Below are 13,903 nucleotides of genomic sequence, written 5' to 3'. Positions count from 1 at the left end.
AACCTTGGTTTAACCTAAAAAATTAAGGTTTCCATTGCAAGGTTTGAATGAGATGCATGGCATCCTTTTTTAAAAATTGTATGACTGGAGCCAGTGAGTCATTTTGTGTTGCCGTTTTAACATAAACAGCTCCCCTCAAATAATGATTAAGACTGTCCGTGGTATAAAACTGAAACGAAGTGGCCACTTCTCCATCCAACTCGATGATTCCGGCCTTTCTTCCTGAGCGGGTTGTCATCACATACTCCTGAATTCCACGGGCCTTACCTTGATGTTTAGCGGCCAAAATATAGGCATCGTTGATTAGGTTAGCCAATTTCTTTTGATCCTTGTTCAAAGGCTTGTAGGTCAACTGAATAAAAGCATGCCATTGAGGATAGTAAATATATAACCAATGAGGCTCTGCCCATGAAACAGTATCTGGCATCACTTGGGCATATTGGGATACTTCAAAAGTAAAAGGGTGGCCTTTTTCCACATCTTGATACTTAGCTTTTGGCAAAATAATTCGATTGTATCCTTTAGGACGAGGTAAATCAGCCTTCTGTTCAGCCGTTTTATCTGAACAGGCAAGGAAAAACCAGCTTACAACTACGATGGATATCCAGTGGCGCATAGCCCTATTTATTGAGGTTCATCTAAGGAATAATATTTCAAGATGGGATCTTGAATGATATGGTACAACTTCTCTCGTAACATGGGCACATCATCCATGCTCAATCCCTTCGTTATGATAGGAGGATGAATCTCCGCACGAATTACTCCTGGTCGGATCATCAATGGTTTATCGGAGAATATTTGATAATTATTAAATAAACTGATAGGCACCAAAGGTATTTGCTGCTGAATTGCCATAATCAATGCCCCATCTTTCAACGGTTTAGCCATATACGGATATTTCTTTGACACAATTCCTCCCTCTGGAAATATGGCTATACTTCTGCCAGATTGCAATGCTTTTAAAGCTTTAGCTAATGAACCAGCTCGACTGGCATTATCGGATCGATTAACCAAAATATTCAATCGTGCATACATATATCCGAACAATGGTAATTTGCTTAAAGAACTTTTACCAACAAAAGAGGTATAATGCTCCAATAGGTAAACGATCACGGGTATATCTAAAAAAGAGAAATGATTGGCGCAAAAAACGTAATTCTGTTTTTTATCAGGCACAAAATGGTGTTTTACTTCAAAGCGAATAAAACTAAAAAAGAAGAAGCACTTAGCCCATATACGCACCAATTTAGCCGCATATTTCCGGTAACTAAGCTTTTGAAGTAAAACAAAAATGAAGGGGTAAAAAAGCAGAAAAACGACAATGAACCAAAACATGGACCAAAGAGTAAAAAGACCTACGAAAGGATTAGAAAAAAATGGATTCTTTTTGTTCATGCTTTAAACACCCAAAAATAAACAATTAGGGGCTTTATTCAACCACCCCTAATTGTACTGTATTGGTTTTCTTACCCGAATGTGCAGGAATAGACAAGGTCGTTACAAAGACATCCCCTGCTAATAATAATTGATCTTGTTTTAATTTATCCACCATAGCAGCTACAGTTTTTTCTGCGCTCTCTGCTGATGGATCATAAAAGAATACTTTCACCCCCCAAAGCAAGCCCATGGTGGACATCAACTGTTTGTCAGAAGTAAAGACATATAAGTCTGCTTTAGGTCTGTGTGCAGATAAGCGGAAAGCCGTATGACCTGAATTAGTAATACAAAGAATGGCTTTGGCTTTGGAATCACGTGCTAAACGACAAGCTCCTGCAATCAAACGATCGGTTAGTGCTACTTCTTTTGAACTTTGTGCTAAAGCATGGTTCTTGAAATAAATAGCGACTTCATCTCCTTTAATAACAGAAATGGCATTTTGCTGCTGTTCCACAATCTCATGAATATGCGCCATTGTCTCCACCGCTTTTATTGGATAAGAACCTGAGGCAGATTCACCACTTAACATAGTTGCAGAAGCTCCTTGAAGCACAGCATTGGCCACGTCAGAAGTTTCAGCACGGGTTGGAACAGGGTTTTGAATCATGGATTCTAACATCTGAGTCGCCACAATAACGGGCTTACCTGCTGCTGTACATTTCTCCACCATTACTTTTTGTAAGTAAGGTACTACTGCTCCATCCATTTCCACACCCAAATCACCACGAGCAACCATGATACCATCAGTAGCCTCAATAATTTCATCTAAATGATCTATCGCTTCTGGCTTTTCAATCTTGGCAATCACGCGAGTATTTTTACCGTAAGCTCTAATTTTTTCTTTGATATCAATGATATCTGAAGCCTTACGTACAAATGACAAGGCAACCCAATCAACTCCATGATCTAAACCAAAATATAAATCCGCCTCATCTTTAGGAGTTAAGCAGGGTAAAGAAACCTTCGTTCCTGGTAAATTAATACCTTTTTTAGATTTCAAAATACCCCCATAAACCACTTCCGTAAGGACTTCTTTTTTCTCTTTATCGATGGCAAGAACCTTTACTTCTAAATTACCATCATCCATCAAAATACGCTCCCCTACATTTACATCTAAATACATCGATGTATAGGTAGTACCCACTTTCTCTGATGTTCCTAGCAAGTTTTCATCCATTGCAAAGATGAGTTGTTTGCCTGCTTCTAATAAAACACCATTGTTCTCCACCATCTGAGTCCTAATTTTAGGACCTTGCAAATCTTGAAGAATACATAAATTCAAACCTAGCTCTTCGCTAATCGAACGAACCGTTTTTAAACGTTCCAGATGATCTTCATGAGTTCCGTGTGAGAAATTCAAACGGAATACATTTACTCCAGCTTTTGCTAATTGAATTAAGGATTCTCTTGATTCAGATACTGGACCTACAGTGGCTACTATTTTTGTCTTGCGTTGATACGACATATATACTTAATTGTTCAATTTACCCTGCAAGTTACAGCTTAGTCATCAAAAAATTGAATAATTGTATTAAATCATATCCAAAATTAGTTGTAATCTGACTAATCTAAAGAATAAACCAATTTATCAGACACAAAAAGACGTAATTCAAAATCAAACTTGACGGGCGAACTGTATTTATAGCTCTTAATAACTGAGCAAAAGGTAATGGGTGCTCCCATATCTCGCAAAACTTCCATGTACGTACCTAGTTGACGGGGCGACATATGTAAATGCTCCGCGAAGGAGGCTGCTGAACCTGTGGATTCGTGTTGAATTAATCGATGAATTCGATGTAAGCGTTCTAATTGTTTAAGACATTGCATAGTGAGAAAATTAATGATACAATTTCTCCTTTTCACTAACATCATTGAATAAACATATTGATAATACGCAAGAAATATCAAGGTATTGGACAAAAAAAAGGAGGCCTATGCCTCCTTTCCTATAGCCTATTTCTATTTTAATTTTCCCACATATCATGTTCCATTTCTAATAACTTATATTCCAATTGCTGAGACATCAAAAGCCCTTCACGGTCAGAACTATAAATATCCGTTAAGAATTTATTTTCGGGATTACCCTTCTTGATAATTCTGGCTTGAAACATTCGCAAATCAAAGGCGTCCGCCATATTCTTATGTTGAGTTTCATTTTCTGCATTATACCAAATACAATTGGGGTTACTTCTAAACAGCTTATATACGTCTTTGTAACGGAAAGAAGCAACTGGTTTATCAAATCCAGCTTTGGTTTTAGAAGCAGGAATAATTAAAGTAAATGCCTGAATATCAAAATACAATCTTGACCGTTGACGATCGATGATGGCATCTTCTTTGATTTCTATAATGGAAAGTTCTTTCGGGAAAAAATAAGAATCTAGATTCGTTGAAGGTTTTGTATCAAAATCATCTGTTTTTTTAGCAGCAGTTCCAGGCTTGGTTGTTGTTCCCCATCCATCATCTACAGCGGCCTTTTTATCTCCTCCTTCTGCTCCAAAACCAGCTGCTTTCTCCGCTTCAGAAAGACTTCCTTCTCCTATGGAATCATCCATACGTAGTTTTTCTTTAAACTGAGCAGCTGTTAATTTAGTAACTAATGAATCGTTCACATAAGGCACTAAGATACCTGCTTCAACCCATTCTACTAAAAATTTAGAAATCTCATTATTAACAGAGAAAAATGGCTGATTGATTTTCTCATTTAAATCCATCCTGCGCCATAAACGAGCTTTGTAATGAATGTTAGCTGGATCAATGGGACGCACTGAATTCAACTTAGATTCATCAACTGGTTTCTCCTGAGCCATGGCACTAAATCCACAGATCAGAGAAACTAACAATAAAAATTGATTGACTGATTTCATATACAGGGTTTTCCTAATCACTCAAAGGAATATTTTTGACCATTGATACTGGTATGGTTTCAATGGTTCCTTTGAAATTTTTTCTTTGAACTTCTTTCACTTCAATATAGTAGCGATCTCCAGGCTGTGCTTGAGAAGCTAACTTAGCAATTGAACCTGAACCAGGCAAATTGGCTATTTCGTCAATTTTTCTTTGACCACGCACTAGAGCTACATAAACTTGAGCCACACGATAATTGGCATCATCAGGGTTTGTAGCTTTAAATGATTCGTCTGCTATGGCTCTAGCATCTAAGGTCCTTAAACCAGAAGCGCTAGTTCCTTTTTTCTCATTTAACTCCCCTCCATTTCCAAAGATGCGCACATCTGGTCTAGGAACACGACGTACTTTAAACGTCTCTTTTCCTAATAAAGTACCTCCGTTATTCACATTTAACGTAATGGTTGCAGAAGAAGGGACAACTGTCACCTTACCTCTATTTTGACCAGGAATAACCTCTCCACCTTCTGCAGAGAACTGTGGATTCCATAATGCACCTAAACCTGGACTCACCACACTTAAGCGATTGGCACAACCCAAATAAAGAGCTGGTAAAGTGGCTGTTTCAATATTATAGGTGGGTTTTAAAACAAAATATTCTTTTTGGATGGATTCTGTTTTTGGACCAGCTGGACTCATGTAGGCCACCGTAGCGGTATAAGTCTTTTTAGAAAGTCCATTCGCATCATATCCTCCACCCGAAGTCTTAAATTTAATTTGACCACGTCCGTCCACCACGGGAATAGAAGCTCCATTAAAACTCATCCGAGGCGTAAAACCAGATGATGTGGCTGCAATGAACACCTCCGCTTGGTATTCCATACCTGCTACTACGGTATTGGCATTAGCTGACACTTGAGCAAAAACTTTATCAAACTTAATTTCTTTAGCTCCTACTTTGGAAGCCAATTGACTTAACACTTCTGTTTCATAACGTCTAATCTCTGCTTGCTTCTGACTTAAAGTAGCCAACGCAGCTGGTACTGGTGTTTGTTCAAAATTCAATTCCGCAAAATCTTTATTGGATTGTGCTGCATCACGACTAGCCACAGGATCATCTTTGGCAGCTAAGGCTAGCGATGGAAATTTAGTTCCAGGATCAGCGATAGTCTGCAATTTAGCTACATATTGATCAAACATCGGAATCAATTGATATGCCTCTCCTTTGGAATTAGCTCCAACCATCAATTCGAATACTTTCTCTTCTTCTTTTGGATTTTTAATCGTTCCTGTTTCTGGATCTATCCCACCACCTGTTTCTATCACTTTGGATTTTAATCCATCAATGTGATTCACTAATTCATCTGCCAATTTGCGAACCTCATTGGCTTTCTTAAGAATATCAGCATAGGCAGCAGGATTAGGAAGATCTTTAATTCGCTCTTCAATTCCTGTAACCATACTCTTATTCTTTGAACTTGCTGATTGATTTGCAATTTCCAAACTATTATTTAACAAGGTAAACTTCTGTAAAAGAGCATCACTCACCTGTAAAGCTAACAGGGCGGTGAGTACCAAATACATCATCCCGATCATTTTCTGCCGGGGGGTCTCTTTTAAACTTGCCATATACTTATGAGATCAAAGCTAAAGTGGAAAAAATTAGCCTTTCATAGCTGTTAACATACTACCATACACTTGGTTCAATGATTGAATATTCGCATTCAATTTGGCTAATTCCGTTTTGAACAACTCCGCATCTTTTTGGGTAGCGGCCATTTGTTCCACTGTCAAATTAACATTACCATAGTAACTGTTGATGGCTTTCAAGTGCTTGGTAGCCTCTTGGATCTCTGTTTCATAAATCGTATTCAAAGTAGATAACTGATCACCTGCTTTGGCATATTGTTGTGCATATTTAGCTGCTTCTACTGAAGATACCGAAATTGCTCCTAATGAATTCGCTGCTTCAGAAACAGATTTATTTAATGTTCCTAATGATTCCGAAGAAGATGACAAAGACTTTACAAAATCTTGTGTCGCCACGGTAGCCTTAGAAATATCTTGCAAACTATTCGCTGTTTCTGTCAAACCTTTCAAACTCTTTGTCAAACCTTCTACCACCTCTGGTCCCAAACCTTTTAAGCTGGCTAAGGCATCAACACCTCCGGTAGAAGTTGGTCTAGCTACAGGAGCACCGCCTACTAACTCGGGATAAACCTTTTCCCAATCATACGATTTTTCTGGTTTTGCTTGTAAGTACAATACCCCAAACAAAATAAAAATGGCCGCTTCGGTGAACATACCAACCATCAACATTTCGTTGGCTCCATCCCAGTGGACAATTTTAAATAAGGCTCCTACAATTACGACTGCCGCACCAAAACTAGCGATGACATTGATTGATTTTTCCATGTTAAAAAGAATGTAATATAATTTTAGAAAAAGAGTAAAATTTAGTTTTGTTTAGGGCGACCCAAATAGCGCATCATACATCTAAACCCAATGTATGAACGTTTGTTTTGTTCCAATTCATAAGCTCTAGTACCTGTTTCAAGGTAATAAGCAATATCTTTCCATGAACCACCACGAGTTACTTTTCTTGGTTCATCTGAATCTTTATTGACCGTGTTCAAATCCCAAGTGACTGCTACAGCATTATCCGCATAAGCATCTTCACACCATTCTGCTACGTTACCTGCCATATTATACAATCCAAAATCATTGGGATCATAGGCATTGGCTGGAGCTGTATAGGAATAACCATCGGCATCATAATTACCTCTATGTGGTTTGAAGTTGGCTAACAAACAACCTTTGGCATTGGAAATATAAGGATTACCCCAAGGATATTTAGCTGATGCTCTTCCTCCACGTGCTGCCCACTCCCACTCTGACTCTGAGGGAAGCTCAAAGCGAGGTAAAATAAATTGACCTTGTTTTCTACGATAATCGTTCATCAATTTACTTCTCCACAAACAAAAATACTTGGAAGCCACCCAGCTGACACCTACCACAGGGTATTGATCAAAGGCTGGACTAGAAAAATAATATTCTGTCATCGGGTCGCCGTTATGGTATGTAAAATCACGCTTCCACACGGTAGTGTCAGGATAATATTCCGACATGATTTTATCTTCTCCTAAAACAGAGACCGAATCTTTCAGTAAAGCATAGGTAAATTGACGGTATTCATGATTGGTAATTTCCGTATCATCCATATAAAAGGCCGCTACGGTCACTCGCTTGTTAAAATTAACGCCTGCGTGTGAAACCTCTTCATCTGCTTGACCCATCATATAACTTCCTGATGGAACTAATACCATGCCATAAGGAGTAGGTTGTGACCATCCCTTACGTGTAGTAGCAACGATCTCTCCATTCTGAACACCAGGAACCTCTTTATTAGCTTTGCCAATTCCCAAAATTCCTTTACCCGATGAGCCTTTCTTACTACTTAGCGTCTTAGAACCACCTGAGTTTTTGGATCCACAACTGTTCAAAACGACAGCCATCGCCAAAATCGAAAGTCCTACTATTAATCTCTTTTCAACAAATTGAAAATTCATAGAAGCAAATTAAAATTACTGTTTGTTAACGTAACAGGGTTTAAAAAATTGTTATTACACACATATACCCTACTCACACTCATTCAAATTCCTCAAATTTAAAGCATTTTCTAGGAATATTTCAGCAAAAGTACAAAATTTTATGCCTTATATTGAATTCCTATAAAATCTTAAACCTAGGTGTTCTCACTGGAAGGCCCTTTATTCCACTAGATTGAAATGAAGGTAATTGAAAGCGCACAAATATCTCATGAGTCAATGGTGCTTTTACCGATGCTTGCACCATGGATACATCCAATGAATAACCAATATCTAACCTTTGCTGCAATAAGGAAACTCCAGCCATACCAATAGCGGCATCATTTAATCGATAGGATCCTCCTAACCAAAACAAATCTTTGTACCCGAATCTACTTCCTAACTCAGGTAAAATTTCACTAGAATAATAGCGCACCTGCGCAAATGGCATGGCAGCCAAATTCTCTGACAAGACAATTTCAGCTGAACCGTGTATAGCGGCCACCAGATTAACCGGCAAATTACCTTGCGGCGTATCCATGGTAAATTTAGGAGAAGTTAGGTGGTCTGCTGAAAACCCAATTTGCCAATTATCTTTGGAATAAAGCATGCCTAAACCAAGATCAAATTGGTTTTGACTGATTACTTTTCCTGACAACTGGCTAGCTATAGGATCATTATCATCTCTTATTCGATACACACGGCCATCAAATGATTTTCCTTGTAAACCTCCTCGTAACCCAACTGAAAAAATGGCTTCTCCTATGGTATAATGATATGCCAACTGAATTTTCATGGATTGCTGACCGACTCCAGATGGAGTTTTGTCGGACATAACCAACAAACCAACACCAAGATTCCATTTACTTATAGGCAGGGAAACACTAAGCAATTGAGTTCCTAGATTTCCTGGTCCTTCGATACTAGCTTCATATTGTGTCCATTGATTTCGATAATGCAATTGAGCATATGATGCTCCCCTTAATCCTGAATTGGCAGGATTTTGATTCATCGCATTGAGCTGGAACATGCTTAAACCTGGATCTTGTTGAGCCAACATGCTAGGACTCCAAAACAACAGTCCTATGCCAAAGCACACAAAAATCCAAGAGGTTAAAATGACTGATTGCTTGTTGAAGCGCATGTTCAATTTTTAGCTTGTTAGGCGATTTGATGGCTAAAAATAAGCATTATTTTCAAACGAGAAAACTCCGTGACACATATTAACAAAAAAGCCCCGAATCGGGGCTTTTTTGTTAAGCATTTGCTTGCTTGATATAATGTTCCAGTGCACCCGTCATGGATGGGGCATTGGGCATGGGTGCTTGAATATCTAATAGTAAACCAGCATCGGTTACAGCCTGAGCGGTTGTTGAGCCAAATGCGGCAATACGCGTATTATTCTGCTTGAAATCTGGGAAATTCTCAAATAAAGAGGTAATTCCTGATGGGCTAAAAAATGCCAACACATCATAAAATACTTCTTCTAGATCTGACAAATCAGCTGATACCGTTTCGTACATCACAGCCTCTGTCAATTGGAAATCATTCGTTCCCATATAATCTGGTAAATCCTTTTGGCGCTTGTTAGAGCAAGGGAATAAGAACTTCTCCGATTTATGTTTTTTGATAATTTCCAATAAATCCAATGCCGTCTTTGTCCCAGTAAACACTTTACGCTTACGGATGACAATGTATTTCTGCAGGTAGTTGGCTGTTTGCTCGGTGATACAGAAGTACTTCATATCCGAAGGCACCTCAATTTTTGCTTCCTTACAAATACGGAAGAAATGATCTATGGCATTACGGCTAGTAAAGATGATGGCCGTATGCTCTAAAATATTAATCTTCTGCTTTCGGAAATCTTTAAAGGCAATACCGCGCACCTCAATGAATGGACGAAAATCCACTGTAACACCATACTTCTTCTCGATCTCAAAATAAGGAGACTTGGCATCAGTAGGCGCTGCTTGAGTAACTAATATACTTTTAACTTTTTTTAACCGCTTGATGTCCGGGGTAGCAACGTTAGCTATTTCACTCATAAATCAAATTTGTATTAACTCGACAATCTAGAATAGTCAACTTTATGTGGCAAATATACAAAAAAAAATCTTGATAATCACTCTCTTTAGTCTAGGTGTATTGTGGAAATATCAATTCCCGAATTCCAAACAAAATGACGATGGCCTCTGTAATAATCAAATAGGCATATAGAGATAACCTATTGACTGATAGAACTTTATTAAAAACTTGAGTAAAATAAACAAAACGAATGAGTAAATATGTGTTCAGTACATATGAAACTATTTCCATATCAATGGAATAGGCTGGACCTTGGTATACGGCATACAATCCAATTCCAATGAATACGATGATAAAGAATTGAATATTAGCTTGAATGGATTTGAAGAAATGTAAATTCGCAACTGATTTCAGTTTAAATAAATTGGCAAAAAGTTGAAATATAAAATACTGCAAAATAAAAATGAGGTAGGCCAGCAAAGTTCTGGAGAAAACAAACCACAAAGAGGGCATTAGTGTACTATAGTTTTCTTCATTCACAAAAAAAGCATCTCCTGAACGATAGGTGATTCCATTATAAAATGCCATTAAGGAAATCAGGAGGCTTAATATGAAAAGCACGTATAAATTGGCTAAGGCAAAAGGGCTTTTGACCATGGCATTTTCTTTGCTTTCCCAATTGATCCAATCGCTAAAGCGAAAATACACTTGAAAATATCGGGGGAATCCGGCAAATAGCAAACCCAAAAACGCCAAGAGCACTAAAAAACCTAAGGTAAAAAAATGGGTGTAAACAGCCGGGGCTCGATTCAAGAACAATTGCACTTCTCGATTTTGAGCAATGACCTGGTCAAATTTTTTTTCAATACTTAAATCTCCCGGTAGACCTTCTAAGGTACTGCTATAAAAAGTAGCCATCACTTGCTCCTTATGATGTTCCTTGAGCAAGCTATCCAAAGACATTCTGACCAATTCGCCCTTGTCTAGTTTCCGCTGAAATGCACCATCAATAAACAAATGATAGGTTTCTTTGGGCTTAATAGTCAAATATGCTTGATAATAATCCCGATTACTGAGCTGTATGGATTTAGAATGGTAAGCATAATGTTGACTTGGAATATAGGGCAAGAAACTATTCCAAGATGATTGATAAACCAACCATTCTTTTTCAATGGAATGCATGGGCTTCCAAACAGCGGCATGGGCCGTTGAAGTAAGCAGGAAAGCCCATAAAAAAAATCTGCTCCATCGTAGCACGAATGCGTGAAATGAAGCAGATTTTTCAATAAAAGGAATCATCCTTTGGTATTTTACTTAGCAGACAATGCTTTCAACATGGTTTCTCCAATATCGGCTGGGGAGTACACCACGTGAATGCCGCATTCTTGCATAATCTTCATTTTAGCTTCTGCCGTATCATCAGCACCACCAATAATGGCACCTGCGTGACCCATACGGCGACCTTTAGGAGCTGTTTGACCAGCAATAAAACCAACTACTGGCTTTCTATTTCCATCGGCTTTAATCCAACGTGCTGCTTCAGCTTCCATTCCACCACCAATCTCACCAATCATCACGATACCTTCGGTTTCTGGATCATTCATTAATAGTTCGACCGCTTCTTTGGTTGTTGTTCCAATGATAGGATCTCCTCCAATTCCGATGGCTGTAGTTTGGCCTAAACCAGCTTTTGTCAACTGATCTACCGCTTCATAGGTTAAAGTACCTGATTTAGAAACGATACCCACTTTACCTTTTTGGAAAATAAAGCCTGGCATAATACCCACTTTACATTCTTCAGCTGTCATCACACCTGGACAGTTAGGTCCAATTAAACGACACTCTTTAGTAGAAATATATTCCTTCGCTATGATCATGTCTTTAGTAGGAATACCTTCTGTGATACAAATAATCACTTTAATTCCAGCATCAGCAGCTTCCATAATGGCATCAGCAGCAAATGCAGGCGGAACAAAAATAATGGATGTATCAGCTCCAGCTTTAGCAACAGCTTCGGCTACGGTATTGAAAATAGGACGATCTAAATGTGTCCCGCCTCCTTTACCTGGAGTAACACCGCCTACGACATTGGTTCCATAAGCGATCATTTGCTCGGCATGAAAACTTCCTTCCGTACCGGTAAAACCCTGAACTATAATTTTGGAATTTTTATTTACTAAAACACTCATTTTGTCTGGTTTAATTATTCTAAGGCGAAAAATTTTTCCAAAGGTACAAATTATTGATAAATTAATTTAAAAAGCTTTAAGAGCGAGTAAATAAATATTTCAACAAATAATTTTCCGTAAATTTAAGCTTCTATTTCAGATACATGCTTAGGCACTTAGAGGTTCAAAATTATGCATTGATTGATCAGCTAGATTTACAACTAGCTGAGGGCTTGACTGTAATTACGGGTGAAACGGGTGCAGGAAAATCAATCCTATTAGGTGCCATTTCATTGCTCTTAGGACAAAGAGCCGATAGCAAAAGCTTATATGACAACCAAAAAAAATGTGTGATTGAAGGTACATTTTCCGTAGCTGCTTATCCTCATTTAAAGGAGATATTCCAGCAAGAAGATATTGATTTTGATGACCCTTGCCTGATCCGTCGAGAAATTAACCCTCAGGGAAAGTCCAGAAGTTTTATCAATGACACGCCTGTCACCTTGGAAAGCATGAAACGGATTGGCCAAGAACTGGTAGACATCCATTCTCAGCAGGATAATGGCTGGATGGGGCATCCTGATTTTGCATTAGAGCTGGTGGATGATTTTGCTCAAAATCAAGTATTAAAATTATCTTATGAAAAAGCGTTTAAAGCATTTCAAATAGCCCATCATCATCAAGAACAATTGGCTCAAAAATCCAAACTAGGGAATCAAGCCATCGATTTTTTACAATTTCAATGGGATGAATTAGAAAAGGCTTATTTAGACATTGGAGAATATGAACGGCTCATTGAGCAATTACAGAAACTACAGAATTCAGAACAGATACAGGAAAAGCTTGCTCAACTAGCCAATTACTTGAGTTTATCGGAATCTGCAGCTTTGGAACAAATAGGGCAAGCCCGGCAGTTAAGTCAGAGTTTATCCAAGTGGGGGCAATCGTTTGAACAATGGAATCAACGAATTCAATCCCTTTGGATTGAATTAAAAGACCTTTCAGCTGAAGTAGAAGGAGAAGCTGAATCATTCCAGTCGGATCCCGTAGAGTTGGAAAAATGTCAAAAAAGGCTTGATCTTTTGAATCGCCTTTTGCAAAAATATCAAACGAAAGATATAGTCAGCTTGATCGCCTTGAGAGAGCAATTTTCAGAAGAATTGGCCCAATATGAAAATGTAGACCAAGCCTTAGAGGAAGCGAATAAGGCCCTTCTACAAGCTGAAAATTTGGCACAAGAAAAAGCGCTTGAATTACAAAACAGTCGGATACAATCCTTGGATGCCATTGAGGAGATCCTCATGTCTTCTTTACAACAATTAGGAATGCCCAATGCCCGTTTGGCTTGGGAGGTTCAAACCACAAAATTGACAAAAACAGGGCAAGACAAAATCCAATTACTTTTTTCAGCCAATAAAGGCTTGGCTCCTAAACCCTTTAAGCAAATTGCCTCTGGAGGTGAATTAAGTCGATTGATGCTTTCTATCAAGCATTTATTAGCTCAAAAAAGAGCCTTGCCTACCCTAATATTAGATGAGATCGACACAGGTGTTTCGGGTGAAATTGCCATCAAAATGGGTCAAATGCTAACTCAAATGAGCCAAAAGCATCAATTGATTGCCATCACACATTTGCCACAGATAGCCGTAACAGGCCAAACCCACTGGTTTGTATACAAGAATCACGAAGGTGAAAAAACGGTATCCAGCATTAAAACCTTAGTGGGGGAAGAAAGAATTGATGAAATTGCTAAAATGATTGGTGGACATTCTGGTTACGTCGATTTGAAAGAAAATGTCCGCAAACTTATGAAGATTAATCCATCGTAGAAAAATTCCT

At 38.4% G+C, this 13,903-nt stretch carries 13 protein-coding genes; 1 reads left to right on the top strand and 12 read right to left on the bottom strand.

The genetic code is table 11. The features are described from left to right. Positions 1–22: 22 nt before the first annotated feature. The 12 genes from gldD to sucD all read right to left on the bottom strand — a co-directional run bounded on the left by gldD (position 23) and on the right by sucD (position 12,085). Complete coding sequence (gene gldD / locus EWU23_RS11035) at positions 23–616, bottom strand: gliding motility lipoprotein GldD (protein ID WP_166232119.1); 594 nt, start codon at positions 614–616, stop codon at positions 23–25. Positions 617–624: 8 nt separating this feature from the next. Further along, positions 625–1,395, bottom strand: a complete 771-nt coding sequence (locus tag EWU23_RS11030; protein WP_166232117.1) for a lysophospholipid acyltransferase family protein — start codon at positions 1,393–1,395, stop codon at positions 625–627. A gap of 34 nt (positions 1,396–1,429) precedes the next feature. Next, the gene (gene pyk / locus EWU23_RS11025; RefSeq protein ID WP_166232115.1) at positions 1,430–2,902 is read right to left on the bottom strand and encodes a pyruvate kinase; all 1,473 of its coding nucleotides are present in this window, start codon (positions 2,900–2,902) and stop codon (positions 1,430–1,432) included. A gap of 98 nt (positions 2,903–3,000) precedes the next feature. Then, a complete protein-coding gene (locus EWU23_RS11020) occupies positions 3,001–3,264 on the bottom strand; it encodes a hypothetical protein (protein WP_166232113.1) in 264 nt (87 codons plus the stop codon). Between the two features lie 137 nt (positions 3,265–3,401). Next, positions 3,402–4,304: a type IX secretion system ring subunit PorN/GldN gene (gene porN / locus EWU23_RS11015; protein WP_166232111.1), complete on the bottom strand. Its 903-nt coding sequence runs from the start codon at positions 4,302–4,304 to the stop codon at positions 3,402–3,404. Between the two features lie 13 nt (positions 4,305–4,317). Continuing rightward, a complete protein-coding gene (gene porM, locus EWU23_RS11010; protein ID WP_166232109.1) occupies positions 4,318–5,913 on the bottom strand; it encodes a type IX secretion system motor protein PorM/GldM in 1,596 nt (531 codons plus the stop codon). 33 nt (positions 5,914–5,946) lie between these two features. Further along, entirely contained in the window at positions 5,947–6,699 is a 753-nt protein-coding gene (gene porL / locus EWU23_RS11005; protein ID WP_166232107.1) for a type IX secretion system motor protein PorL/GldL, read from the bottom strand. 41 nt (positions 6,700–6,740) lie between these two features. Next, on the bottom strand, positions 6,741–7,853 hold the full coding sequence (porK, locus tag EWU23_RS11000) for a T9SS ring complex lipoprotein PorK/GldK (protein WP_109323656.1): 1,113 nt from the start codon (positions 7,851–7,853) through the stop codon (positions 6,741–6,743). Positions 7,854–8,013: 160 nt separating this feature from the next. Next, positions 8,014–9,015 carry a PorP/SprF family type IX secretion system membrane protein gene (locus EWU23_RS10995; protein ID WP_166232105.1) on the bottom strand — a complete coding sequence of 334 codons (1,002 nt, stop codon included), beginning with the start codon at positions 9,013–9,015 and terminating at the stop codon, positions 8,014–8,016. A 112-nt stretch (positions 9,016–9,127) separates the two neighbouring features. Beyond that, positions 9,128–9,916, bottom strand: coding sequence for a uroporphyrinogen-III synthase (locus EWU23_RS10990; protein WP_166232103.1), 789 nt, complete (start codon positions 9,914–9,916; stop codon positions 9,128–9,130). A gap of 91 nt (positions 9,917–10,007) precedes the next feature. After that, positions 10,008–11,195, bottom strand: a complete 1,188-nt coding sequence (locus tag EWU23_RS10985; protein ID WP_166232101.1) for a hypothetical protein — start codon at positions 11,193–11,195, stop codon at positions 10,008–10,010. 11 nt (positions 11,196–11,206) lie between these two features. Next, positions 11,207–12,085 carry a succinate--CoA ligase subunit alpha gene (gene sucD, locus EWU23_RS10980; RefSeq protein WP_166232099.1) on the bottom strand — a complete coding sequence of 293 codons (879 nt, stop codon included), beginning with the start codon at positions 12,083–12,085 and terminating at the stop codon, positions 11,207–11,209. A gap of 143 nt (positions 12,086–12,228) precedes the next feature. Here sucD and recN point away from each other — a divergent pair, with 143 nt between their 5' ends. Beyond that, the gene (gene recN, locus EWU23_RS10975; protein ID WP_166232097.1) at positions 12,229–13,893 is read left to right on the top strand and encodes a DNA repair protein RecN; all 1,665 of its coding nucleotides are present in this window, start codon (positions 12,229–12,231) and stop codon (positions 13,891–13,893) included. Positions 13,894–13,903: the final 10 nt, after the last annotated feature.

The sequence above is a fragment of the Aquirufa beregesia genome (assembly GCF_011090385.1).
GTDB lineage: Bacteria > Bacteroidota > Bacteroidia > Cytophagales > Spirosomataceae > Aquirufa > Aquirufa beregesia.
Note: the sequence above shows the minus strand (reverse complement) of the source record. Positions and strands in the feature narration are given on the sequence as shown.